At 69.6% G+C, this 23,705-nt stretch carries 24 protein-coding genes and 2 tRNA genes; 11 read left to right on the forward strand and 15 right to left on the reverse strand.

The features are described from left to right. The 4 genes from TFC3_RS26535 to leuC all read right to left on the reverse strand — a co-directional run. Positions 1–402 (reverse strand): hypothetical protein (locus TFC3_RS26535; RefSeq protein ID WP_067505383.1); only part of this gene is annotated, 402 nt, incomplete at its 3' end. A 104-nt stretch (positions 403–506) separates the two neighbouring features. After that, entirely contained in the window at positions 507–1,352 is an 846-nt protein-coding gene (locus TFC3_RS26540; protein ID WP_067505386.1) for an HU family DNA-binding protein, read from the reverse strand. 218 nt (positions 1,353–1,570) lie between these two features. Then, on the reverse strand, positions 1,571–2,158 hold the full coding sequence (gene leuD, locus TFC3_RS26545) for a 3-isopropylmalate dehydratase small subunit (RefSeq protein WP_067505389.1): 588 nt from the start codon (positions 2,156–2,158) through the stop codon (positions 1,571–1,573). Positions 2,159–2,173: 15 nt separating this feature from the next. Beyond that, positions 2,174–3,619: a 3-isopropylmalate dehydratase large subunit gene (gene leuC, locus TFC3_RS26550; RefSeq protein ID WP_067505392.1), complete on the reverse strand. Its 1,446-nt coding sequence runs from the start codon at positions 3,617–3,619 to the stop codon at positions 2,174–2,176. A 49-nt stretch (positions 3,620–3,668) separates the two neighbouring features. Here leuC and TFC3_RS26555 point away from each other — a divergent pair, with 49 nt between their 5' ends. Then, positions 3,669–4,355 carry an IclR family transcriptional regulator gene (locus TFC3_RS26555; RefSeq protein ID WP_023561932.1) on the forward strand — a complete coding sequence of 229 codons (687 nt, stop codon included), beginning with the start codon at positions 3,669–3,671 and terminating at the stop codon, positions 4,353–4,355. Positions 4,356–4,420: 65 nt separating this feature from the next. Beyond that, positions 4,421–4,600, forward strand: a complete 180-nt coding sequence (locus TFC3_RS38230) for a hypothetical protein (protein ID WP_067505395.1) — start codon at positions 4,421–4,423, stop codon at positions 4,598–4,600. 377 nt (positions 4,601–4,977) lie between these two features. Here TFC3_RS38230 and TFC3_RS26565 read toward each other — a convergent pair. From TFC3_RS26565 to TFC3_RS26590, 6 genes are all read right to left on the reverse strand, one after another. After that, positions 4,978–5,050, reverse strand: a tRNA-Glu gene (locus tag TFC3_RS26565). Between the two features lie 112 nt (positions 5,051–5,162). After that, positions 5,163–5,234, reverse strand: a tRNA-Gln gene (locus tag TFC3_RS26570). 463 nt (positions 5,235–5,697) lie between these two features. Then, positions 5,698–6,501 carry a fumarylacetoacetate hydrolase family protein gene (locus TFC3_RS26575; RefSeq protein ID WP_082772320.1) on the reverse strand — a complete coding sequence of 268 codons (804 nt, stop codon included), beginning with the start codon at positions 6,499–6,501 and terminating at the stop codon, positions 5,698–5,700. 46 nt (positions 6,502–6,547) lie between these two features. Then, entirely contained in the window at positions 6,548–6,796 is a 249-nt protein-coding gene (locus TFC3_RS26580; protein WP_067505401.1) for a helix-turn-helix transcriptional regulator, read from the reverse strand. A 10-nt stretch (positions 6,797–6,806) separates the two neighbouring features. Continuing rightward, complete coding sequence (locus tag TFC3_RS26585; protein ID WP_067505403.1) at positions 6,807–7,655, reverse strand: ABC transporter permease; 849 nt, start codon at positions 7,653–7,655, stop codon at positions 6,807–6,809. Continuing rightward, a complete protein-coding gene (locus TFC3_RS26590) occupies positions 7,652–8,614 on the reverse strand; it encodes an ABC transporter ATP-binding protein (protein WP_067505407.1) in 963 nt (320 codons plus the stop codon). The genes TFC3_RS26585 and TFC3_RS26590 overlap by 4 nt, the downstream gene beginning before the upstream one ends. Before the next feature lie 315 nt (positions 8,615–8,929). Between TFC3_RS26590 and TFC3_RS26595 the strand changes: the two genes are divergently transcribed. Then, entirely contained in the window at positions 8,930–9,904 is a 975-nt protein-coding gene (locus TFC3_RS26595; RefSeq protein ID WP_067505410.1) for a 3-methyladenine DNA glycosylase, read from the forward strand. Positions 9,905–9,916: 12 nt separating this feature from the next. Here the strand turns inward: TFC3_RS26595 and arfB are convergent, their stop codons facing one another. Further along, the gene (gene arfB / locus TFC3_RS26600) at positions 9,917–10,357 is read right to left on the reverse strand and encodes an alternative ribosome rescue aminoacyl-tRNA hydrolase ArfB (protein ID WP_173745351.1); all 441 of its coding nucleotides are present in this window, start codon (positions 10,355–10,357) and stop codon (positions 9,917–9,919) included. A 209-nt stretch (positions 10,358–10,566) separates the two neighbouring features. Between arfB and TFC3_RS26605 the strand changes: the two genes are divergently transcribed. From TFC3_RS26605 to TFC3_RS26620, 4 genes are all read left to right on the forward strand, one after another. Next, the gene (locus TFC3_RS26605; protein WP_067505413.1) at positions 10,567–11,883 is read left to right on the forward strand and encodes a pitrilysin family protein; all 1,317 of its coding nucleotides are present in this window, start codon (positions 10,567–10,569) and stop codon (positions 11,881–11,883) included. Beyond that, entirely contained in the window at positions 11,880–13,226 is a 1,347-nt protein-coding gene (locus tag TFC3_RS26610; RefSeq protein ID WP_067505417.1) for a pitrilysin family protein, read from the forward strand. Before TFC3_RS26605 ends, TFC3_RS26610 begins: the two co-directional genes overlap by 4 nt. A 59-nt stretch (positions 13,227–13,285) precedes the next feature. Continuing rightward, positions 13,286–14,722, forward strand: a complete 1,437-nt coding sequence (locus TFC3_RS26615) for a hypothetical protein (protein WP_067505420.1) — start codon at positions 13,286–13,288, stop codon at positions 14,720–14,722. 110 nt (positions 14,723–14,832) lie between these two features. After that, the gene (locus TFC3_RS26620; protein ID WP_067507667.1) at positions 14,833–15,789 is read left to right on the forward strand and encodes an endonuclease/exonuclease/phosphatase family protein; all 957 of its coding nucleotides are present in this window, start codon (positions 14,833–14,835) and stop codon (positions 15,787–15,789) included. Here TFC3_RS26620 and TFC3_RS26625 read toward each other — a convergent pair. After that, positions 15,758–16,357 (reverse strand): TetR/AcrR family transcriptional regulator, encoded by a 600-nt coding sequence (locus tag TFC3_RS26625; RefSeq protein WP_067505423.1) that lies wholly within the window; start codon positions 16,355–16,357, stop codon positions 15,758–15,760. The two genes, TFC3_RS26620 and TFC3_RS26625, sit on opposite strands and share 32 nt — an antisense overlap. 82 nt (positions 16,358–16,439) lie before the next feature. On the opposite strand from TFC3_RS26625, the gene TFC3_RS26630 reads away from it, so the two are divergent. Next, positions 16,440–17,321, forward strand: a complete 882-nt coding sequence (locus TFC3_RS26630) for an ABC transporter ATP-binding protein (protein WP_067505426.1) — start codon at positions 16,440–16,442, stop codon at positions 17,319–17,321. Then, positions 17,302–18,039: an ABC transporter permease gene (locus TFC3_RS26635; protein WP_067505428.1), complete on the forward strand. Its 738-nt coding sequence runs from the start codon at positions 17,302–17,304 to the stop codon at positions 18,037–18,039. The genes TFC3_RS26630 and TFC3_RS26635 overlap by 20 nt, the downstream gene beginning before the upstream one ends. 5 nt (positions 18,040–18,044) lie before the next feature. On the opposite strand, the gene cimA is transcribed toward TFC3_RS26635, so the two are convergent. After that, the gene (gene cimA / locus TFC3_RS26640) at positions 18,045–19,634 is read right to left on the reverse strand and encodes a citramalate synthase (RefSeq protein ID WP_067505431.1); all 1,590 of its coding nucleotides are present in this window, start codon (positions 19,632–19,634) and stop codon (positions 18,045–18,047) included. A gap of 283 nt (positions 19,635–19,917) precedes the next feature. On the opposite strand from cimA, the gene TFC3_RS26645 reads away from it, so the two are divergent. Continuing rightward, positions 19,918–20,652 (forward strand): tyrosine-protein phosphatase, encoded by a 735-nt coding sequence (locus TFC3_RS26645; protein WP_067505433.1) that lies wholly within the window; start codon positions 19,918–19,920, stop codon positions 20,650–20,652. Here the strand turns inward: TFC3_RS26645 and TFC3_RS26650 are convergent, their stop codons facing one another. Continuing rightward, on the reverse strand, positions 20,653–21,750 hold the full coding sequence (locus TFC3_RS26650; RefSeq protein ID WP_067505436.1) for a branched-chain amino acid aminotransferase: 1,098 nt from the start codon (positions 21,748–21,750) through the stop codon (positions 20,653–20,655). A 188-nt stretch (positions 21,751–21,938) separates the two neighbouring features. After that, positions 21,939–22,967 carry a 3-isopropylmalate dehydrogenase gene (locus tag TFC3_RS26655; RefSeq protein WP_173745403.1) on the reverse strand — a complete coding sequence of 343 codons (1,029 nt, stop codon included), beginning with the start codon at positions 22,965–22,967 and terminating at the stop codon, positions 21,939–21,941. A 401-nt stretch (positions 22,968–23,368) separates the two neighbouring features. On the opposite strand from TFC3_RS26655, the gene TFC3_RS26660 reads away from it, so the two are divergent. Then, entirely contained in the window at positions 23,369–23,704 is a 336-nt protein-coding gene (locus tag TFC3_RS26660) for a hypothetical protein (RefSeq protein WP_369819691.1), read from the forward strand. The last annotated feature ends 1 nt before the right edge of the window (position 23,705 follow it).

The raw sequence follows: 23,705 nt of genomic DNA on the forward strand, positions 1-23,705 counted from the left end.
GGGCTGGGGCAGGGTGTCCGCCCGCCAGTAGCCGATCAGGTCACCGGTGAGCCAGCGGGCCCGCCACAACTCGTCCTCGCGGGGCTCCCAGTCGCGCAACGGCAGCAACGCCACCCGCCAGGCCAGCACGCTGGTGAGGTACCAGCCGTACAACGGGACCAGGCCGAGCAGCGCGTCCTGGCGGCGGTAGGACCCGTGCGGCGCCAGCACCAGCACCGCGGCGGCCGAGCTCACGCCGGTGACCAGCCAGTCCAGCACCCCCAGGCCGGTCCAGCGTTCCATCAGGTCGCCCAGGATCCAGCCCGGCACCACGGCCACAGCGAACACGGCGGCCGCGATCAGCGAGCGAGCGACCGGGCCCCGCGGATGGCCGGGGCGGGAGCGGTCGGGCAAGGATTCCATGCTGCGGACCGTAGGCTGAGCGGCCCGCACAGCGCCGGAACACGCGAAAGGCGTCCACCGTAGGGTGGACGCCTTTCGCTGCGCTGACGAGCCGCTGAGCGTGCTCAGCGGGTCTTGCGAGCCGCGCTGGTGCGCGCGGTGGTGGCCTTGGTGGCCGGGGTCGCCTTGGTGGCGGCCGTGGTCTTACGGGCGGTGGCCTTCTTGGCCGGGGCCGCCTTGGTGGCAGTCGACTTGGCCGGCGCCGACTTGGTCGCCGTCTTCGTCGCCGCCGTCGTCTTGGTGGCAGCCGAGCCGGAAGCCGACTTCGCCGGCGTGCTCTTGGCCGCGGCTGTCTTGGTGGCGGTGGCCGTCTTGGCCGGAGCCGCCTTGGACGCGGTGGTCTTCTTGGCCGCGGTGGACTTCGCCGCGGTGGCGCCGGAAGCAGCCGACTTCGTTGCCGTCGCCTTCGTTGCCGTGGCCTTGCCGGCCGTTGCCTTGGACGCGGTGGCCTTGCTGGCGGTCGTCTTCGTTGCCGTCGCCTTGGCCGCCGTCGTCTTGGTGGCGCCGGCCGGTGCTGCCTTGCTGGCGGTGGACTTCGCCGCCGCCGTCTTTGTCGCCTTGGCCGGAGCGGCCTTGGATGCAGTGGTGGACTTCGCCGCCGCGGTGGTCTTCTTGGCGGCGGCGGCCTTGGCCACCTTGCCGCTGGCGACCATCTCCCGGAAGCCCGTGCCGGGCTTGAAAGCGGGGACGGACGTTTTTTTCACCTTGACTGGTTCGCCGGTGCGTGGATTACGGGCGGTACGCGCGTTGCGTGCCCGCTTCTCGAAGACACCGAAACCGGTAATGGCAACACGGTCGCCCTTGGTGACGGCGTTCTGCACCTCGCTGATGACCGCATCCAGCGCCGCTGTCGCCGTCTTCCGGTCCCCCAGCCGGGCGGCGAGCGCCTCGATGAGCTCGGCCTTGTTCACGGTTTTCCTCCCGAACGTGAGAACTGATGCTTGATAGGTCTGGACCGTCTTAAGCAAGCACCATCGGCCCAATGCGAGCCATTCTGCGCGCACCGTATGCCCTCTGACCAGCAGACACAAACATTCGCCAGAAAAAATTCGTTGTGTCGCAACGGAATTCGCCCCCGCCGGAGACCCGGCGGGGGCGAAAAAGCCTGTGCAGGAACGGCTTTCGAGGCTCAGACAACAACCGGCTTGAAGGACGGACGGCTTTGCTCGTACGAGGTGATGTCGCCCTCGTTGCGCAGGGTCAGTCCGATGTCGTCGAGGCCCTCGAGCAGGCGCCAGCGGCTGAAATCGTCGATCGGGAAGGACCAGACGGCGTCGTCCACGCGCACCTGACGCTCGGTCAGATCCACCGTGATCTGCTTGTCCGGCTCACTGTCGGCCAGGTCCCACAGCGCCTCGATGGCCTTCTGGCCGAGCTGGACCGGCAGCAGCCCCTCCTTGAGCGCGTTACCGCGGAAGATGTCGCCGAAGCGCGCCGCGATAACCGCCTTGAAACCCCAGTCCCGCAGCGCCCAGACGGCGTGCTGACGCGACGAGCCGGTGCCGAAGTCGGGCCCGGCGACCAGGATCGTGGCCCCGGCGTGGGCCGGATTGTTGAGTACGAACGACGGGTCGTCGCGCCACGCGCTGAACAAGCCGTCCTCGAAGCCGGTCCGGGTGACCCGCTTGAGGTAGACGGCCGGGATGATCTGGTCGGTGTCCACATCGGAACGGCGCAGCGGCATCACCGTGCCGCTGTGGGTGGTGAACTTGTCCATGGGAATCTTTCCGTCTCAGAGGTCGGCGGGGGCAGCCAGCTTGCCCACCACGGCGGTGGCGGCAGCGACCTCGGGCGAGACCAGGTGGGTACGCCCGCCCCGGCCCTGCCGGCCCTCGAAGTTGCGGTTGGACGTGGAAGCGGCGCGCTGGCCGGGGTCGAGCGTGTCGGGGTTCATGCCCAGGCACATGGAACAGCCGGCGAAGCGCCATTCCGCGCCCGCGTCGACGAAAATCTTGTCGAGGCCTTCCTGCTCGGCGACCTCACGCACCTGGTACGACCCCGGCACGATCATCATCCGGACGCCCTCGTGCACCTTGTGGCCCCGGATAACCTCGGCCGCGGCGCGCAGATCCTCGATCCGTCCGTTGGTGCAGGAACCCACGAACACCACGTCGACCGGCACGTCCTTGAGCGGCGTGCCCGCCTCCAGGCCCATATAGTCCAGCGCGCGGCGGGCGGCGTTGCGCTCCACCTCGTCGATGAACTCCTCGGGGTCCGGCACAGCGCTGTTCAACGCGGCGCCCTGACCGGGGTTGGTGCCCCAGGTGACAAACGGGCTGATCGCCGACGCGTCGAGGATGACCTCGGTGTCGTACTCGGCCCCCTCGTCGGTGGCCAGCGAACGCCAGTAGTCCACCGCGGCGTCCCAGCCGGCTCCCTTGGGCGCGTGGTCCCGGCCCTGCAGGTAGGCGAACGTGGTGTCGTCCGGTGCGATCATGCCGGCCTTGGCACCCCACTCGATGGACATGTTGCAGATGGTCATCCGGCCCTCCATGGAGAGCTTGCGGATGGCCTCGCCGCGATACTCGACGATGTGGCCGTTGCCGCCGCCGGTGCCGACCTGGGTGATCAGCGCGAGGATCAGGTCCTTGGCGCTGACGCCGGGGCGCAGCTCGCCGACCACCGTGACCGCCATCGTCTTCGGCTTGGACTGCGGCAGCGTCTGGGTGGCGAGCACATGCTCGACCTCGCTGGTGCCGATGCCGAAGGCCAGCGCGCCGAACGCGCCATGGGTTGCGGTGTGCGAGTCACCGCAGACGATCGTCATGCCCGGCTGGGTGAGCCCGAGCTGCGGCCCGATCACGTGCACGATGCCCTGCTGGGCATCGCCGAGCGAGCGGATCTGCACGCCGAACTCGGCGCAGTTCTTGCGCAGCGTCTCGATCTGCGTGCGCGAGGTCGTGTCGGCGATCGTGAGCAGGTCGCCGCGACGGGTGTTGAAAGACGGGTCCGCGTAACCGGTAGGCGTGTTGTGGTCCTCGGTTGCGAGCGTCAGATCGGTACGCCGCACCGGCCGGCCGGCCGTCCGCAGGCCGTCGAAGGCCTGCGGGCTGGTCACCTCGTGCAGCAGGTGCAGGTCGATGTAGAGCAAGTCAGGCTCACCCTCGGCAGACCGAACGACATGGTCGTCCCAGACCTTTTCTGCCAAGGTCTTCGGCTTCGGAGTGACTCCCACCATCTGGACATCCTAAATTCTGGGAGGTATGTTTCGGCTTGTGGGACACAGTATGAGCGGTGTCGGCGTTCTCGACAAGGCGGTAGTCATCCTCGCGGCCTGCGTCGACGGCGCCAGCCTGGCCGAGTTGGTCGACCGGACGAAGCTCCCCCGTGCGACGGCACACCGCCTCGCTCAGGCGCTGGAGATCCACCGGATGCTGGTCCGGGACACCCAGGGCCGCTGGCGTCCGGGCCCCCGGCTGGGCGAGCTGGCCAACGCTGCACCCGACGTGCTGCTGACCGCCGCAGAACCGTTGCTGTCAGCCCTGCGCGACGCCACCGGCGAGAGCGCCCAACTCTACTTGCGCCGCGCGGACGAACGAATCTGCGTAGCCGCGGCCGAACGGGCCAGCGGCCTGCGCGACACCGTGCCGGTCGGATCAGTGCTGCCCATGGTGGCCGGCTCCGCGGCGCAGATCCTGCTGGCCTGGGAACCGCCGGAAGCCGTGATGCCACTGCTGCCCCGCTGCAAGTTCACGGGCCGCACCCTGGCCGAGGTACGCCGCCGCGGCTGGGCGCAAAGCGTTGCCGAACGCGAGCCGGGTGTGGCCAGCGTCTCGGCGCCGATCCGGGACCGGACGGGCCGGGTCATCGCGTCAATTTCAATAAGCGGTCCGATAGAGCGGCTGGGCCGGCGGCCCGGGGAACGGCATGCGATGGCTGTGGTGCGGGCGGGACAGCGGCTCAGCGGACTGTAGGGATTTGCTCCTTCGCTCGCGGTTCCTGGTGGGCGTGGTCGTGGCTCTGTCCGGCGACGATCACGGTGGCCGACCTTGCGCCGGACCACGACGGACCGATGACCTTCGGCGTGGCCGGGCGTGGCGGCGATTACGAAGCCGGGCAGGATCTCGCGGCCAACTCGATCCGCTGCGTGAAGATCGGGCGCCCGGGCAGGCTCGGGTTATCGCCGCTGTGGTCGAAGTGCAAATGGCCGATGAGCTAACCGAGGGCAGGCTTGACTCGTGGCCGGCCAGTTCCGGTCTCAGAGAGCGGCCCGCACGAAATATCCAAAGTTGACGCGGCGCCCACAGAGATCGGTCACACTGACAGTGTCGCGGCCCGGCCGGTGCAGCAGGCCGTCCGCCTCGCCCTCAGCGGAGCGCGGCGTCCGAGCGATCAGCGAGGCGGCGACACGAGGCAACAATGCAGGCGGCAGTCAGTCGGACCAAGGTCGACCGAGGCGGCAGCCGGTCGCAGCCAAAGCCGGAAGGCCGGCAGCGGCCACGCACCCAACAAGCGGCCCATGAACCGAAGATCCAAAGAACTAGAGATCTGAATAGCAAAACGGCCCGTATCCGAAGACACGAGCCGTTTGATGCGTAGTCCCGAAGGGATTCGAACCCTCGCTACCGCCTTGAGAGGGCGGCGTCCTAGGCCGCTAGACGACGGGACCAGGCCTTGCCAGTGGTGCTGTGTTGCCTTGCTCTGGTCTTTCCCCGCTCCAGCAACAGTGCCGAACTCTATCAGAAGTCCAGCGCTGCCAATCTCGCGGGGAGACCGTAGCGCTGGGGTACCAGGACTCGAACCTAGACTAACTGAACCAGAATCAGTCGGGCTGCCAATTACCCCATACCCCATTCAGTCCGGCGCCCCGCTTGGCCTTGCTGTGCGGCTTGCCGTACCGAGAAAGAACTCTACCTGAGCCCATGGTCCCCACCAAATCGGGTTACCGTCTGGCGTTTCCGTGATTCCGCGAGTACTGAGCGTCAAGAGAACGCGGCGGCCTGCGCCCGGGCCCACTCAGCGAACGTCATCGCAGGTCGGCCCGCTACTTCGGCGACCGTGGGCAGGGCCGGCTGTGGGTGATCGATCAGCGCCGCCATCCGTCCCAACGCCGCACCGAGCTGCTCAACCCGTTCCCGGCGGGTCAGCGACTCAAGGCCGGTCAGGTCTTACGACCGGCCTTGAGTCGCTGCTGCAGCAGGCACCGGGCAGCCACCGCGGCAATGTCCTCATGCGCGGAGGGCGCATCCGCAGCCGCGCCCAAGCCGTCGCGCACCCTGTCACCGGCCCGGATCTGTGCCGCCCATGTCTGATGAGTCAGTCCAGCGACACGACCGGGTTGCGCAGCTCGCCGATGCCCTGCACGCTCACCGACACCGTCTCGCCGGAAACCAGCGGGCCGACCCCGGCGGGCGTACCGGTGAGAATCACGTCACCCGGCAGCAGCGTCATGACATGCGACACGTACGACACCAGCGCCGGTACGTCGAACACCATGTCCTTGGTGCGCCCGAGCTGGCGTACCTCCATCTCGTCGGGGTTGCGGCCCACCTCGCAGCGCACCTCGAGGTCGCTGACGTCCAGCTCGGTCTCGATCCACGGACCCAGCGGGCAGAACGAGTCGAAGCCCTTGGCCCGGGTCCACTGCGGGTCGCTGCGCTGCAGGTCGCGGGCGGTTACGTCGTTGCCAACGGTGTAGCCGAAGATGGCCTTCTCGGCGCCGGCGCGGTCCACCCTGCGGGCGCCGCTGGCCCCGATCACCACGGCCAGCTCGGCTTCGTGCTCGACCTGCTGGCTGACCGGCGGGACGCGGATGGCATCGTTGGGGCCGATCACCGAGGTGGACGGCTTGATGAAGATCAGCGGTTCCTTGGGCACCTCGTTGCCCAGCTCGGCCGCGTGGTCGGCGTAGTTGCGCCCGACGCCGATGACCTTGCTGGAGAAGATCGGCGCGAGTAGCCGGATGTCGGCCAGCGCCCAGCGGTTGCCGGTGAAGCGGACGTTCTGGAACGGGATGCTGTCGATCTCGGCGATCGTCAGACCGCCGGTGCCCGACTGCGCCTCCCCCTCGACAACCCCGAAGGACACGCCACCGGCATGAACAAAGCGAGCGAAACGCACGGGTCAACCCCATCCCCAGAAGAACTTTGATTCGGCAAGGTCGAGGCTACGCGCTGCGCGGCACCGCATCCTTGCCGAGCCGAGGGAACGGCTCCAACGCGAACACCACCTCGACCGGCACCTCGAAGTACGCGCAGATGCGCAGCGCGAGGTGCAACGACGGGCTGAACTCGCCGCGTTCCAGGTAGCCGACGGTCTGGTAGTGCACGCCGAGCGCATCGGCCAGCTGGCGCCGGGAGATGCCCCGCTCGGCGCGCAGCATGGCGATGCGGTTGTACGTGATCTCGGAACTCATGGGTGCTCTCTCAGACGGCCCGGGTCATGGCCTTCTCGCGGCGAGCCGCGACGGCGCTGCCTGATTCACGCTCGGCCATGCGGCGCAGCAGGATCGGGGCGATCGCCAGGCCCAGCACCGCCCAGACGCCGAGCACGCCCGCGGTTTCCCAGAGCCGCCACGAATGGCCGAGCTCGGCCGTGGTGAGGGCGTCGGGCAGGAAGACGGAACGCATGCCCAACCCTAGCCAGTAGATCGGGAAGAGCTGCGCAATGGCCTGCAACCAGCCCGGCATCGAGGTGATCGGGTAGAAGATGCCGGAGATCGCGACGAGACCGCCCAGCGGCAGCATCAGGAACCCCAGGTTGCGAGGACCGTCGAGCAGCGAACCGGCCATCGCCCCGATCGGCATGGTGGCGATGAAGCCCAGCGGCACCAGCCACACCAGCGTGAACCAGCCGAACGCGTCGATGTGCAGCCCGTCGACGATGAACAGCCCGGGGATGAGCTGGATGGCCAGGACGATCGCGGACATCCCGCCCACCAGCACGATCTTGCCGACCAGGTAGCCGGACATCCCGTTAGGCGTGGCCTTGGCCCGCAGCAGCGTGCCGTCCTCGCGGTCGACCACGAGCAGCATGGCCACGGTCATCAGGCCGGTGAAGGCAAAGCCCATGCCGAGTGCGCTGGGCAGGGTACGGGCTCCGAGCGAGATATCGGTGCCGGGAACCGTGGCGTCGGCCTCGAAGAAGATCGTGCCGAGCAGCAGGATCGAGGGGGACACGAACTGCCAGATGTCGGCGGCGTGGGTGAGGGTCTGGCGCAACTCGATGCCGCCGCGGGCCAGGCCGGTGCGCGCGGCGGTGGAAACGCTGCTCACAGCGCCTCCTGGAAGGTGCTGGCCGCCTCGTGGGCGCGCCCGGCTTCGGACTCGCGGACCAGAGTCATGTAGGTCTCCTCCAGGCTGGCCCGGCGCACTTCCAGGTCCGTGATCGCGTCGCCGTACTGCTGGAAGAGCTCGCGGACGAAGCGGGTGGCATCGATCGCCGAGTGCACGTACCGCGCCCCGTCACGGGTCCAGCGGATCTCCGATTCACCCGCCACCCGCAGCGACAACTGGTCGGCCGAGCCGTCGGCGATGATCCGGCCGCCGGCCAGGATGACGATGCGATCGGCGAGCTTCTCGGCCTCGTCGAGGTCGTGCGTGGTGAGCAGGATGGTGGTCCCGTCCACATCGGCCAGCCGGTGCACGAGATCGTGGAAGTCGCGGCGGGCGGCCGGATCGAAGCCCACTGTGGGTTCGTCGAGGAACAGCAGTTCGGGCCGGCCGACGATGCCGATCGCCACGTCGAGCCGGCGGCGCTGGCCTCCGGAGAGCTGAGCGATCCGCTGCCGGCTCTGCGCGGTCAGGCCCACCGTTTCGAGCAGATCGTCAACCGGCCACGGACGCGGGAACTCGGCGGTCGAGTAAACGCTGTAATAGGTGCCGAGGTGGTGCAACAGCTCCCGGACCCGCCACTTGCCATGGTCTCGCCACGACTGCAGCACCACTCCGAGCCGCGCCCGCCACCGTTCACCCCCAATTCCAGGATCAACTCCCAGCACGCGTACGTCCCCAGCAGACCGTTTCCGAAAGCCCTCGAGGATCTCAATCGTGGTCGTCTTCCCGGCCCCGTTGGGTCCCAGCAGAGCCAGCACCTCGCCCCGCCGCGCGGTGAACGACACGCCCTGCAGCACATCCTTGGTGCCGTAGCGCATCCGTAAATCCCGTACGTCCAGCACCTGCTCGTCCACCGGCATCGGCACACCGGATTCGAGCACCCCCGTCACCGTCGTCATGTCCAGGACCTTATCAATAATGTAGTAGGTCTACTACGCCTCCGAGCATGCCAACTATTGTCAGCTCCGACGGCGCTCCGATCTCGGTGACCTCCGGCCACAGCCAACTTCCAGACCGGGCTCGGCTCCACCCCGGTGGCGTGGCGGGTGGGCGCAAGGTCATTGCCGGGGCGGCGTACACGGTGCCGGCGGCCTTTGCTCACCATGCCCCGGACGTCGGCGCGCCGGGCGATGTGGCAAACCTCGTTCGGGCGTTCCTCACAACCGGCGGCGTCAGGGCTCGATAGGAATGGACTTGCTGGATACGCTGGTGCGATGGGGATCAGCGAGGACACGGGACTGAGGGAGAAGCGCGCCGGCTCACGGCTGACGCTGACCACGGTGCTGCCCAGCGTCGCGTGGATCCCACTGGCTCGCGGCCATGCCGAGCGCGCCGATGAGATGACCGCCGGGCACCGCGCCCGCAAGCCGGGCGGCGAGAAGCACGCCATAGAGGATTTCCTGTACGACTACTACGGCACCCGCCCGGCTCAGCTTCGCCGCTGGCATCCCGGCGTCGGCACCGGCCTCGCCCCGGCCCCCGACGGCCTGCCCGAGCAAGCGGGGTGGAAGTTCTACACCACGTTGCCCGAGGGCATCGTGACCCTCGACGTCGAGGCTTACATGCACGCCCGCGGGGAAAGCGTGCGCTACATCCACGGCCTGCTCACCGCGACCGCGTCCCGCCCGGCGTTCTCGGGTTGCTTCGGCTTGCACGAGTGGGCCATGGTCTACCGCCAGCCCGAGCACCGCCGCCACGAGCTGCCACTGCGCCTGGGCCAGGAGGAAACCGACAAGGTTGTCGAGCAGCACCCGATTCGCTGCACCCACTTCGACGCGTTCCGCTTCTTCACCCCCGAGGCGGTCGGGCTCAACCGCCTGCAGCCCACCCGCGCCACCCAGGTCGACCTCGACCAGCCGGGTTGCCTGCACGCGGCGATGGATTGCCACAAGTGGGCCGGCAAGCTCGGCCCCGCGGTGCCCGGCGCGCTCGCCCTGGACTGCTTCGCCCTGGCCGGGGACATCCGCCTGCTCGACATGCAGGCGAGCCCCTACGACCTGAGTTCCTATGGTCAACCCGCTGTCAAAATCGAAACCGCCGAGGGCAAGCAGGAGTACGTAACCCGCCAGCGCGAGTTCGCCCGGCGAGCATCCGCCTTGCGGGCCCGGCTGATCCGCGTCTGCGAAGAGCTCCTCGGCCCCGCCCTGGCCGCCGAAAACCGTGAAGCCGTAGCCCCGCACAACGTCTGAACCGGTCAGCCCCTACTGGTCCGGGCCGCCGCGGCGGTCGCGTTTGGTCTGGCTGCGGCGTTTCTTGTCGGCGATGCGGCGTTCCACTGCGCCTCGCGACGGGCGGGTGGCCCGGCGGACCCGGGGCGGCGGCGCTATGGCACCGGCCACGATGCCGGCCAGCCGGGCCGCGGCGGCTTCGCGGTTGCGCAGCTGGGATCGGTGCTCGGAGGCGACCACGGTCAGCACGCCGGCGACCAGCCGGGCGCCGAGCCGTTCGATGGCCCGTTCCTTGAGCGAGGGCGGCAGGATGTCCGAGCCGCCCAGGTCCCAGGAGAGCTCGACCCGCGAGTCGGTGGTGTTGACGCCCTGACCGCCCGGTCCGCTGGCGCGGGAGAAACGCCATCCCAGCTCGGCGGCTGGGATGACGAGGCGGTCGTTCACGAGGACGTCATCGGGCACGAGCGACAGCATCCCATTCGGGGTCGGGAGCCGCCACCGGGTTGTGATCAACCCCGGTCCGGGTGCCCGTCACGGTGGAGCCAGTGCTGGCCAGCACCACCAGGACGGGCGATCCGATGGCGTGCCCGGCGCTGCGAGCCCAGACGCTCGGCCCGCCCCGGGGTTGAGCACACGCCGACAACCGGGACAAGGCGATACTGGAGCCTGACAGAGGAGGTTGCGTGACAGCTCAGCCCGCTCCGGTCGCCGAGACCGGCTATCCGTGGCCCATCGAAACCACTCGCCTGGACAACGGGTTGCGTGTGGTCGTCAGCGAGGACCACACCGCCCCCGTGGTCGGGGTCAATCTCTGGTACGACGTCGGTTCCCGGCATGAACCGGCCGGTCAGACCGGCTTCGCGCACCTCTTCGAGCACCTGATGTTCGAGGGCTCGCAGCACGTCGCCAAGACCGAGCACATGCGCTACGTCCAGGGCGCCGGTGGTTCGCTGAACGCCACCACGAACCCGGATCGCACCAACTATTTCGAGACGCTGCCGGCCGAGCACCTGGAACTCGCGCTCTGGCTGGAAGCCGACCGGATGGGTGGGCTGGTGCCCGCGCTGACCCAGGAAACGCTGGACAACCAGCGCGAGGTGGTCAAGAACGAGCGGCGCCAGCGGTACGACAACGTGCCGTACGGCGATGCCTGGCTACGCCTGCTGCCGCTGCTGTACCCGGCGGGCCACCCGTATCACCACGCGACGATCGGGTCGATGGAGGACCTGAACGCCGCCGGGCTGGACACGTTCAAGGCGTTCCACGCGCGGTACTACGCACCCAACAACGCCGTGCTGACCGTGGTGGGCGATGTCGTAGCGGGTGAGGTCGTCGCGCTCGCCGAGAAGTATTTCGGCTCGATCGAACCCGTCGCCGACATCCCGCCCGCGCCCGCGGGTCACCTGGGCGGACCGGCGACCAGCCCGGCCAGCGAAGTCGTGTACGGCAACGTCCCGGCTCCACGCGTCTACCTGTCCCACCGCACCCACCCGTTCGGCACCGCCGGGTACGACGCGATCACCGTGCTCGCCACCGTGCTGGGCAGCGGTCGCGGCAGCCGGCTCTATCAGCGGCTCGCCGACGGCGCCCGGATCGCCCAGCCGGACTTCATCGGCTCGTACGGAGTGGACCTCGCGCACGCCGCCGCGCCCCTGATCATCACGGCTACCGCGAAGGACGGGGTGGACATCGCCACCCTGACCACGGGGGTCGCCGAGGTGGTCGCCAGCATGCGCAGCGAACCGGTCACCGAGGCCGAGCTGGGCCGGGCCAAGGCGCTGCTGACCACCTCGTGGTGGCGGCAGGTGTCCACGGTCGCCGGGCGGGCCGACACGCTGAGCCGCTACGCCACGCAGTTCGGCGACCCGGCCTCCGCGGCGTACCGGCTGCCGCAGTGGCAGGCCGTCACCGCCGGGGACATCGCCGAGGCGGCCCGCACGCTCAACGCCGAATCCCGCGTCACCCTCACCTATCTGCCATCCGAAGGGGGCACCGAATGAGCCTGGTCCCGACGCGGCCGGAACCCGGCCAGGCCCGGCCGTACTCGTTCCCCGAAATCCGCCGTGTGCGGCTGGCCGGCGGTCAGATTGTCGCCGCGCACCTGCCGGGTCAGTTGCTCGCCAGCGCGACGCTGCTGCTCGACGGAGGTGCCGCCCGCGAGACGATCGGCCGGGAAGGCACCGCCGGGGTGCTCGCCAAGAGCCTGGAGGAGGGCACCTCCGCACGCGACTCGGCGGCGTACGCGCTGGCCCTGGAGGGGCTGGGCGCCGAGCTGACCACCTCGGTGGACTGGGATTCGTTCCGGGTCGGGGTGTCCGTGCCGGTCGGCTTGCTGCCCGGTGCCGTGACGCTGATGGCCGAGGCGGCCCGCACCCCGCGGCTGGACCCGGCGGACGTGGCGCGGGTGCGTGACGACGAGGCGACCGCGCTGCGGATGGACTGGGCGCAGCCGGGTCCGCGGGCCGACGCCGCGCTGCGCGCCGACCTGTTCGGCGCCGGGGAACGCTACGGCCGCCCGCTCAACGGTGACCCGGTGTCGATGGCGGCGGTCACGGTCGAGGACGTCGCGGCGTTCCACGACGCCTGGCTCAAGCGTCCGGGCGTGCTGCTGGTCGCCGGCGACCTGGACAAGCTGGACCTGCAGGAACTGGCGGCGGCCGCGTTCGCCAACACCTCGGGTTCGGCGCCGGCCGCCGAGGGACCGCTGGACGTGCCGGTCGCCGCCGCGCGCCGGGTGCTGCTGGTGGACCGGCCCGGCTCGGTGCAGTCCACGCTGCGCCTCGGCCACCGGGCGCCGGAGCGGGCTCACCCCGGCTACGTGCCGATCTCGCTGGCCGCGACCGTGCTGGGCGGGGCGTTCACTTCCCGGCTCAATCACCTGATCCGCGAGGTCAAGGGCTACACGTACGGCATCCGCGCCGACTTCGCGATGGCCCGCCGGTTCGGCCGGTTCGGGGTGAGCTCGTCGGTGCAGACCGCGGTCACCACGCCGGCGCTGGTCGACACGGTCGGCGAGATCACCCGCACCCAGCTCGACGGCGTTACCGAGGAGGAGCTGGCGGTCGCGCGCACCTGGCGGGCCGGCTCGCTGTCGGTGGACATGCAGACGCCGAGCTCGATCGCCGGGGCGCTGGCCACCCTGGTGATCCACGGGCTGCCCGACGACTACTACCCGACGCTGCGGACCAAGCTGCTGGAGACCACCGCCGAGGAGGTGTCCGCCGCCGCCGCGACGCACCTGCACCCGGGCGGCCTGACGCTGGTGGTCGAGGGCGACGCCGCCGTCATCCGCGATGAGCTGGTGGCCAGCAAGATCGGCGAGGTGGTGGACGCCGAAGTGTGAGCTAAGCTGCTGGGCCACCGTCGCTTTGGCGGTGGCCCCGGCAGTTCAGGACGGCCCCCATGCCCACGAACCTCACCGCCTCCTCGGCCACATTCGCCCGCCGCCGACGGCCCGTTACGGCGCATCCGGCCAACCCCCGGCTGGCCCCGGAAGCCGCGGCGCTCAGCGCGTACGCCCCCCGCACCCTCGCCGACGCAGCGCTGATCGAACCAGTCGCCCGCGCGTACCACTACCTCGACGTGGTACAGGACGCCTACGTCAAGGGCGGTGAGCCGCGGCTGCTGCAGAGCTACAACAACGAGTCCGAGCTGATGACCACCGCGTTCGTTTACGACAACGCGCTGGCCGTGCTCGCCTGGCTGGCCAACCCCACGATCGCCAACGTGCGCCGCGCCCGGCTGGCCGGCGATGCGTTGCTGTGGGCGCAGGCACACGACGAGGCCTACTCCGACGGCCGGCTGCGTCAGGCGTACGCGGCCGGCCCGATGCAGTTCTACGGCGGCGGCCCGTACTTCCCGGGTTTGCGGGGCGCGAACGGCAAGGCGGCGCATCTGTGGCCGTTCGGCTTCGGGGGCTCGTCGACCGGGGACATGGCGTGGGCCGGGCTCGCGCTGGCCCAGCTGTATGTCGACACCCGCATCGGCAAATACCTCGATGGCGCGGTGGCGGTGGGGCGGTGGATCGCGGATCAGCGCTCGCCGTACCACTTCGGCGGGTACCACGGCGGGCTGCAGGCCGACGGCGAGACAACGCAGAAGTGGGCGTCGACCGAGCACAACATCGACGCGTACGCGCTGTTCGACCTGCTGGGCAAGCTGACCAAGGACCGGGTCTGGAACACCCGCGCCGAGGTCGCCGCCGCGTTCGTACGCGCGATGTGGAACCGCGCCGGCGGGCATTTCTGGACCGGCACGCTGGGCGGCAACAACGGCGAGGACCCGGACGCCATCAACGTGGCCAACGTGCCCGAGGACGTGCAGACCTGGGAGCTGCTCGGTTTCGGCGATTCGCGCTACGACTCGGCGGTCGACTGGGCGACCGGCAACCTGTGGAACACCGACGGCAGTGTCTCGGGCGTGACCTACAGCAGCCAGGTGCGCGTCTCCCGCGACGGCGTGCCGGGCAGCTCCCTGCCGCACACCTGCGACGCGGTCTGGCTGGAGGGCAATTCGCACGTAGCTTTGGCGCTGCTCCAGCGGGATGCGCGCGGCGATGCCGTTCTGGCCCGGCAACTTCTGCAGGAAACGGTACGAGCACAGCAGTCGCTCGGGGCCGGCCAGACCGTCGGGCGCACCAGCGACGCGCAGGACGGCAAGCTCGCCAACCCGGCCGAGGGCGGCACCTGGACGGGCACTCCCCTGCCCGCCGCCGGGGGAATCGTGGCCGCCACCAACCCGTTCGACACCGGATTCGAGTTCGGTTACTTCGCCAGCCAGCACGTGGGAGCCACCGCCTGGTTCCTGATGGCGGCGCAGAACTTCAACCCGTACCGATGAGCCTGGATGTTGTGACCTGCGCCTGAATTGCTCGTGAGCGGTGGCGGCGGGCGGATACCGTCGCCTGCGTGACGATCACGAGCTCGGAGCCCGTTGCCAAGCCGGTCCGGGTGCGCCGGACGCTGTGGCTCGTGCTGCTCTGGCTGCTGGTGCTGCCCGGCGTGGCCTGGGTGGCGCTGCGGCTGGCCGGAGCTGAGCGCGGGCCGCTGGTGCCGCTGTTCGCGTTCACGCCCTACGTCGCCGCGTGGTCGGTCGTGCCGGTGCTGCTGGCCCTGGCGACCCGGCGCTGGCTGGTGGCAGCGGTCGCGGCGATCACGGCGACGCTGTTCGTGGTGACGGTGCTGCCGCGGGCGCTGACCGATAACGATCGGGGCCCGCAGACCGGCGTGACGATCCACGTGATGACGCAGAACATGTTGTTCGGCAACGCCGACGCCGCGCAGATCGTGCAGGACGTCCGCGACCACGATGTCTCGGTGCTGGCGTTGCAGGAGTTCAGCCCGCAGGCGGTGAGCAACCTGGAGAAGGCGGGGCTGGGCCGGCTGCTGCCGTACTCGTCGCTCGGGGCTGAGTGGGGGGCGAGCGGGTCGGGGTTGTATTCCCGGTTCCCGCTGACCGCTGCGGGGGTCGAGCGCAACGGGGCCGGCTTCAACCAGGCGCACGGGACGATTCAACCGGCCGGGGCTGGGCCGGTGGTTATCGAGTCGGCGCATCCGGCGGCGCCGAGCGCTTTGTCCGTACTCGATGACTGGTTCTCTGATCTTGCCGCGGAGCCCCGGGCCGATGCGAGGGGCCCCGCGCGGATCCTGCTCGGCGACTTCAACTCGACCTTGGATCACCAGCCGTTGCGCAAGCTCATCAACAGCGGTTACCGGGACGCGGCGGCGGTCACGGGCAAGGGCCTGATCGGCACGTGGGGGCCGTACGACGGCGACCCGATCCCGCCGGTGACCATCGATCACGTGCTGGTCGACAAGCGCCTCGGTGTCGCGGACGTCTCGGTGCACACCACCCGCAACTCCGACCATCGCGCGGTCATTGCCGAGGTTGTTCTTCCGGTTTCCTGAGCGCGTTGAGCAGGGCCGAGGTCGCGTGGGCGAAGCTGTCCGCCGGCACCGCCCCGGGGTCGATGAGGTGCTGCAGGGCGAGCCCGATGTCCAGGGCCAGCAACGTAGCGGCCACCATCTGCGGGTCGTCCCCCAGGCCGAGCGAAGCGGCGTCGCGCGCGTGGAAGGCCCGAACCGTTTCCAGCCATTGCCGCAGCGTCTCGGTGTCCGATTTGTCGCGCAGACCGTGCAGCGCGAGTTCGAGCAGCGCCATGGCAAACCGCCGCGTTTCCGGCAGGTCGACGTGGGCCGCCCAGGTCTCGCCGATCATGTCGATGTAGGAGCCGGCGGACTCGCGCGGGCGCAGCGGCTCATCACTGTCGATCTTCCGCTGCATGATCGCGGCGATCAGCTCCTTCTTGCCGCTGAAGTTGGCATAGATCGCGCCCTTGGTCAGCCCGGCGTTCGCCGCGATCTGATCGAGCGACGTCTGGTGGATCCCCTTGTCGCCGAACAGGGTCTCGGCGCTGTCCAGCAGCTTCTCGCGCGTCTGGGCCTGCTGCTGCGCCCGGGTCAGCCGCTCTGTCATGCGGTCAGCTTACCCATTGACATCCTGAGCGGTATCCAGATACTAAGTGGTATCCGAATACCGATTGGTATGTGAGGCGACTGTGTTGCACCTCGAAGCGTTGACGAAGACCTACCGCCGGGGCGTGCGCGCCAACGACGGCATCACCCTGCACGTCGCTGCCGGGCAGGTGATCGGCCTGCTCGGGCACAACGGCGCCGGCAAGACCACGTTGCTGAGCCAGGTCATCGGGCTGGTCCGGCCCAGCTCGGGGCGGATCCGGCTGCTCGGGCGCGATCCGGTGGCCGACGCCGCTTGGGCTCGTACCGTCTGCTCCTTCCAACCGCAGGACCAGGCGCCGCTCACCGGCGTGACCACCCGGCAAGCCATCGAGATCGCCGGGCGGCTGCGCGGAGGCAGCCGGGCCGAGGTCCGGCGGCGGACCGCGGAACTGCTCGCTGACCTGGACATCGAGGAGTGGGCCGACTCCCCTGCCGAACGGCTCTCCGGCGGCGTCCGGCGGCTCACCGCGTTCAGCATGGCGGTGGTCACGCCCGGACGTCTGGTCATGCTCGACGAGCCCACAAACGACGTCGATCCGGTACGCCGCCGGCTGCTCTGGGATCAGGTGCGCGAACTCGCCGCCGAGGACCGGGCCATCATGCTGGTCACGCACAACATCGCCGAGGCGGAACGCGCGATCGATCACGCCGTCGTGCTCGACCACGGCCGGGTGGTAGCCACCGGTGCCCCCGCCGACCTGGCCGCCGGGCGCGAGATGCGCCTCGAACTCACCACCCCCGCCGAACTCACCCCGCCGGCCTGGTCGCGGACCGCCCGGCGCGACGGCGACCGGCTCACCATGACGCTGGCCGCCACCGACGCGGCCGCCGCTGTCACCTGGGCCGGGCAGCACACCGGCCGCTTCTCCCTCAACCCCGCCAGCCTCGAGGATGTGTACGTCGATGCGACTCTGGTTGCGTAGTTACCTGCTGCTGGTGCGATGGACCGCGCTACGGCTGCGTTTCATGCTGCCGATGTTCCTGGTCATCCAGACGTTCCTGGCCGTCGGCGTGGTCATCGGGTTCGCTTTCCTGATGCCCGAGGTCGACCCGGCCACCGCGCTCCACCTGTCCACCGGCGCGCCGACGCTCGGCCTGATCGTCATCGGCATGGTGATGGCCCCGCAGTTGGTCGCGGAGTCCAAGAGCCGGGGCACGTTCGCCTACAACCGCACGCTGCCAGTCCCGCGGACCGCGGTGCTGGCCGCCGACCTGACCACGTGGCTGGCCACCGGGTTGCCCGGACTGGTGCTGGGGCTGGTGACCGCGGTGCTGCGTTTTGATCTGCGTCTGCACGTGAGCTGGCTGGTGGGGCCGGCGATGCTGCTGGTCGCGCTGACCGCGACCACTGTGGGCTTCGCCATCGCGTACGCCGCCCCGCCCACCATCACCAACCTGGCCAGCCAGGCCATCGTGTTCATCGCGCTGATGTTCTCGCCGATCAACTACCCGGCGGACCGGCTGCCCGGCTGGTTGCAGGCGGTGCACCACGTGCTTCCGTTCGAGCACATGGCGGATGTCGTACGGGACACGCTCACCACCCCGGCGAGCGGGATCGGTTGGTTGCCGTTCGCCGTGCTCGCCGGGTGGTGCGTGGCCGGCCTGGCCATCACGCTGCGGGTGATGACCAGGCGGGACTGAACTGTTCAGGCGGTGGTGACCGGCGCGGGGGCCAGGCCGAAGGTCAGCGCGTCGGTGAGCGCCTTCCAGGAGGCTTCAACAACATTTTCGTGTACGCCCACGGTGGTCCAGTCGCGCCGGCCGTCCCGGGTCTCGACCAGCACCCGGGTGATGGCGTTCGAGCCGTGCGAGCCCTCGACGATGCGCACCTTGTAGTCGGCGAGCTGGAAGCCCTTGAGTTCGGGGTAGTGCTGGCTCAGGGCCACCCGCAGCGCCTCGTCCAGGGCGTTGACCGGGCCGTTGCCCTCGGCGGTGGCGATCACGCGCTCGCCCCGTACCCGGACCTTGACGGTCGCTTCCGAGATCACCTGGCCGTCCTCGCGGTGCTCGACCTGCGTGCGGTACGACTCCAGGGTGAACGGGCGCGCCAGGGCGGCCCCGGGCAGCGTGTCGCGCACCAGCAGCTCGAAGGAGGCGTCGGCGGCCTCGAACGACCAGCCACCGGCCTCCAGCTCCTTGACCTTGCGGGTCACCTCGGTCAGCGTGTCCGGGTGGCCGGCCAGATCCAGCCCGAGCTCGCGGCTCTTGAGCTCGATGCTGGCCCGGCCGGCCATCTCGGTCACCAGGATCCGCATGTCGTTGCCCACAACCGCCGGGTCGACGTGGTTGTAGAGCAGCGGATCCACCTTGATCGCGCTCGCGTGCAGGCCCGCCTTGTGGGCGAACGCCGCGGCCCCGACATAGGCCTGGTGGGTGTCGGGGGCGATGTTGGCGATCTCCGCGAGCGCGGTCGACACCCGCGTCGCGTTCTCCAGGCACCCGTCCGGTAGGACTTTGAGCCCGAGCTTGAGTTGCAGGTTGCTGACCACCGCGAACAGGTCGGCGTTGCCGGGCCGTTCGCCGTAGCCGTTCGCCGTGCACTGGAAGTGCTGCACGCCGGCCTCGACGGCGGCGATCGTGTTGGCCACCGCGCATGAGGTGTCGTTCTGGCAGTGGATGCCGAGCCGGTCGGCGGGTACGCCGGTGCGCGCCACCACCTCGTTGATCGCGGCGGTGATCATCGACGGGAGCATGCCGCCGTTGGTGTCGCACATGACGACCCGCTCGGCGCCGGCTTCGAACGCGGCCGTGACCACCGACGCGGTGTACTGCGGGTCGTAGCGGAAGCCGTCGAAGAAGTGTTCACAGTCGACGAACGCGCGGCGGCCGTTGGCCACCAGGTGGGCGACGGTGTCGCGGACCATGGCGAGGTTCTCCTCACCGGTGGTGCGCAGCGCCCGCTCGACGTGGCGGATGTCGGACTTGGCCACCACGCAGACCACCGGCGTACCGGCGTCGATCAGCGCCTTGACCTGTGGGTCGGCAGCCACGTCGACGCCGGCCTTGCGGGTGGCACCGAACGCGACGAGCACCGCGTTCTTGAGGTCCAGCTCGGTCTTGGCGCGCTCGAAGAACTCGGTGTCCTTGGGCATCGCACCGGGCCAGCCACCCTCGATGAAACCCACCCCGAACTCGTCGAGCAGCCGCGCGACGGCCAGCTTGTCGACAACCGAGTAGCTGATGCCCTCGCGTTGCCCTCCGTCGCGCAACGTGGTGTCGAAGACCTGGTAGTCCATGGGCGAGGTTCCTTCCTTGACCGATGTGGTGACCCGGGTGTGGTGCCCGGCGAAGCCGGCCCAACAAAAATGACCCCCCGCGGTCGCGGGAGGTCAGCGCGTCGGCAGAGCGTCGCCGGCGCGCTAGGTGCGAATAATCAGCACGAGGGAGTGGGTCACGTAGCGAAGCATGCCACCCACGACGCGACTTTGGGACAGAAGTCCAGACTCCGGGACGGCCAGCATCGCCCGCCCGGGTACGACGGTCACCCGTCCGATCGACGAAACCCGTTAAGTTGAAGGGGTGACGCACCCTCGCACTCTGACGTTCTCGACCAACTACAACTTCCGGGACGTGGGCGGTTACGCCGGGTCCGACGGCCGCGCGGTGCGCTGGCGGCGGCTGTTCCGCTCGGATTCGCTGCACCGGCTCAAGGGCGACGACCTGCAGACGTTCGGCGAGCTCGGGGTGCGCACGGTGATCGACCTGCGGCGGGTGCACGAGGTCGAACGCCACGGCCGGGTGCCCGAGGCCGACGGGTTGGCGTACCACAACCTGGTGATCGAGCACGTCGACTGGGAGAGCGTGCCGGAGCCGGCCGGCTTGCCGCACGAGCGCTGGCTGGCCGATCGCTATCTCAACTTCGCCGAGGACGGCCGGGCCGGGCTGGCCGCGGCGCTCAAGCTGATCGCTGATCCGCAGGCGGCGCCGGTGGTGGTGCACTGCATGGCCGGCAAGGACCGTACGGGGGTGGTGTGCGCGTTGACGCTCGCGCTGCTCGGGGTGTCGGACGGCGACATCGCCGACGACTATGCGCTCACCGAGGCGTCGATGGCGTCGCTGACCACGTATCTGCAGCGCACCAGCCCGGACGTGATGCACGACAAGTACCACATGTTCAACTGCCCGAAGGATGCCATGCTGCTGTTCCTGGCGGACCTGCGGGCGCGGCACGGCTCGGTCGGGGCCTACGTGCGCGACATCGGGGTCACCCCGGAGCAGGTGGCCGCGTTGCGCGACCACCTGCTGGAGGACTGATCAGAGCACGCGGTGCACCCAGCCGAACGGGTCCTCGGCCCGGCCGCGCTGGATGTCGGTCAGCTCCTGGCGCAGCGCCATGGTGACCTCGCCGGAACCGCCGTCGGCCACGGCGAACTCGCCTTCCGCGGACTTCACCGTGCCGATCGGCGTGATGACCGCAGCCGTGCCGCACGCGAACGCCTCGCGGATGCGGCCCGAGCGGGCACCGTCGCGCCACTCGTCCAGGCTGACCTGCCGCTCCTCGACCTTGCGCCCGGCCCGCTGAGCCAGCTTGAGGATCGAGTCGCGGGTGATGCCCGGCAGGATCGTGCCGGTCAGCGGCGGCGTCACCAGGCTGCCGTCGTCGAGCACGAACACGATGTTCATGCCGCCCAGCTCGTCGAGGTACTTGCGCTCGATCGCGTCGAGGTAGACCACCTGGTCGCAGCCGTGCTCGATGGCCTCGGCCTGCGCGGACAGCCCGGCCGCATAATTGCCACCGCACTTGGCCGCGCCGGTGCCACCGGGGGCGGCGCGGGTGTAGTCGGGGGTCACCCACAGGCTGAGTGGCTTCACGCCGCCGCTGAAGTAGGCGCCGGCCGGCGAGGCAATGACCAGGTAGAGGTATTCCATCGCCGGGCGCACGCCGAGGAAGACCTCGCTGGCGTAGGCGAACGGGCGCAGGTAGAGGCTGCTGTCCTCGCCCTGCGGGATCCAGGACCGGTCGATGGTGATGATTTCGTGCAGCGACTTGAGGAACATGTCGACGCCCAGCGCCGGCATGGCCATGCGCGCGGCCGACTCGGCGAAGCGCCGGGCGTTGGCATCCGGGCGGAACATGGCGACGCCGCCGTCGGGCAGCGTGTATGCCTTCAGTCCCTCGAAGATCTCCTGCGCGTAGTGCAGCACAGCCGAAGCCGGGTCCATCGGGATCGGGGCGCGGGCCTCCACGCGGGGCTCGTACCAGCCCTTGCCCTCGGCGTAGCGGACAGTGACCATGTGGTCGGTGAAGATGCGCCCGAAGCCCGGGTTGGCCAGCAGCGTGGCCCGGTCCGCGGCACTGACGGGCGCCGGGTTCGGACGGATCTCGAAGTCGAGGTTGTCACCACCACTCATGGCAGTTGACCTGCTTTCTTCTTCGGTTGAGGCATGAGGAAGCACCCGCAGTGCTCCAGAGAACTTACCCCGAACGCTCGTTCAATGCTGGCATCCGGGTGTGGGCCATCGACCACCCGCTATGGGTGGGACGCCAGGTCAGGCCCCAGGTCGCGCCGGGTGGGGCGACCAGTGCGGGAAAGGTGGGTTCAGGCGGCCGCGGTGGCGACCCGGTCCCCGACTTCGGCGGTGCGCAGCGAGGCTCCCGGCGCGCGGGACGCAACCTCGGCAGCGACCGCCTCGGATACTCGCCGGGCCTCGTCGGGGTGGCCGAGGTGCTCGAGCAGCAGGGCGGCGGAGAGGATGGCGGCAGCCGGATCGGCGATGCCCTGGCCGGCGATGTCCGGTGCGGAGCCGTGTACCGGCTCGAACGTCGACGGGTACTTGCGCTCCGGGTTGACGGAGCCGCTGGCGGCCATGCCGATGCCACCGGTGACGGCAGCGGCGATGTCGGTGAGGATGTCACCGAAGAGGTTGTCGGTCACCACGACGTCGTAGCGCTGCGGGTTGCTCACCATGAACATGCTCGCGGCGTCGATGTGCTGGTATTCCGTTGTCACGCCGGGGAACTCGGCCGCGACGGCGGCGAACGTGCGCGCCCACAGCCCACCGGCGTGGGTGAGCACGTTGGTCTTGTGCACCAGGGTCAGGTGGCGGCGCTCGCGGCGCTGGGCCCGGGCGAACGCGTCGCGCACGACCCGCTCGACGCCGTGGCGGGTGTTCAGGCTCTCCTCAGTGGCGATCTCGGCCGGGGTGTCCTTGTGCAGGATGCCGCCGGCGCCGACGTAGAGACCCTCGGTGCCCTCGCGGACCACCACCATGTCGATCTCGCCGGGCTTGATGCCGGACAGCGGGCTGACCGTGCCGGGCCACAGCCGGGAGGGCCGCAGGTTCACATACTGGTCGAAGTCGAAGCGCAGCTTGAGCAGCAGACCGCGCTCCAGCACGCCGGGCGGGACGCTGGGGTCGCCGATCGCGCCGAGCAGGATGGCGTCGTGCCCGGCAAGCTCGTCCTGAACGGACTGCGGCAGGACCTCGCCGGTGCGGTTGTAGAGCCGGGCACCCAGGTCGTATTCCTGGTATTCGGCGCCGGGCAGGACCGCCTCGACCACCTTGCGCGCCTGCGCGGTCACCTCGGTTCCGATGCCGTCGCCGGCCACCACCGCGATACGCGCCACGCTCACAACTACTCCCTAAATCCAGCTACCAACCTCTGGCGAGCCTAGCCCGCCGTCCCGATCTCCGGTACGGCGGTCCCACTCTGTGGTTAAAGATCGTTAAGGCGCGTGGCCGGGGAACCCGGAACGCGAACAACCCCCGCGTCGCGGCAACGAGCGCGGGGGTTGTCACGACGAGTACGCGTGGCTTCGCGCCCGCCGGGGGTGAAACCACCACACGGGACGGCCGCGGAGATGTCACCCGAAGACATGCCCGCCACGCCCGCGCGGCGGGACCAACGCTAGCGATGCGGACTAATGTCGCGCAAGACGCATGACCCGCGTGTCGGCGCGACAATGGGATGTTTCGCCCCCCGGTATGGCACCATGCGCCGGTGAGTTTCGACCTCGTGGTGTGGGCCATGGACAACGCGGCCCGGCCGGATGACGTGCGGGCCGCCAACGTGCGATGCGCCCGTGGTGAGCACCCGCAACGGCCCGCCGATCCCCGCGTCGTCGCCTTCTACGACGCTCTGACCAGCGCATATCCCGACCGCGGGCCGCGCGCGGGGCTGGCCGGCTCGCCCTGGGCCAGCGCCCCGCTGCACGCCGCCGCGGATCACATCACCATGCGCCTGGACGAGAAGTGCCAGGACTCGGTGCTGGAGACCATCGAGCGGCTGGCCGGCGAGCTCAACCTCGACCTGCTCGACCTGCAGGACGGCACGGTCTACCCACCGCCGGTCAAGGCGCGCTGAC

This window comes from Actinoplanes sp. TFC3, assembly GCF_001553785.1.
In the GTDB taxonomy this organism is placed as follows: domain Bacteria; phylum Actinomycetota; class Actinomycetes; order Mycobacteriales; family Micromonosporaceae; genus Actinoplanes.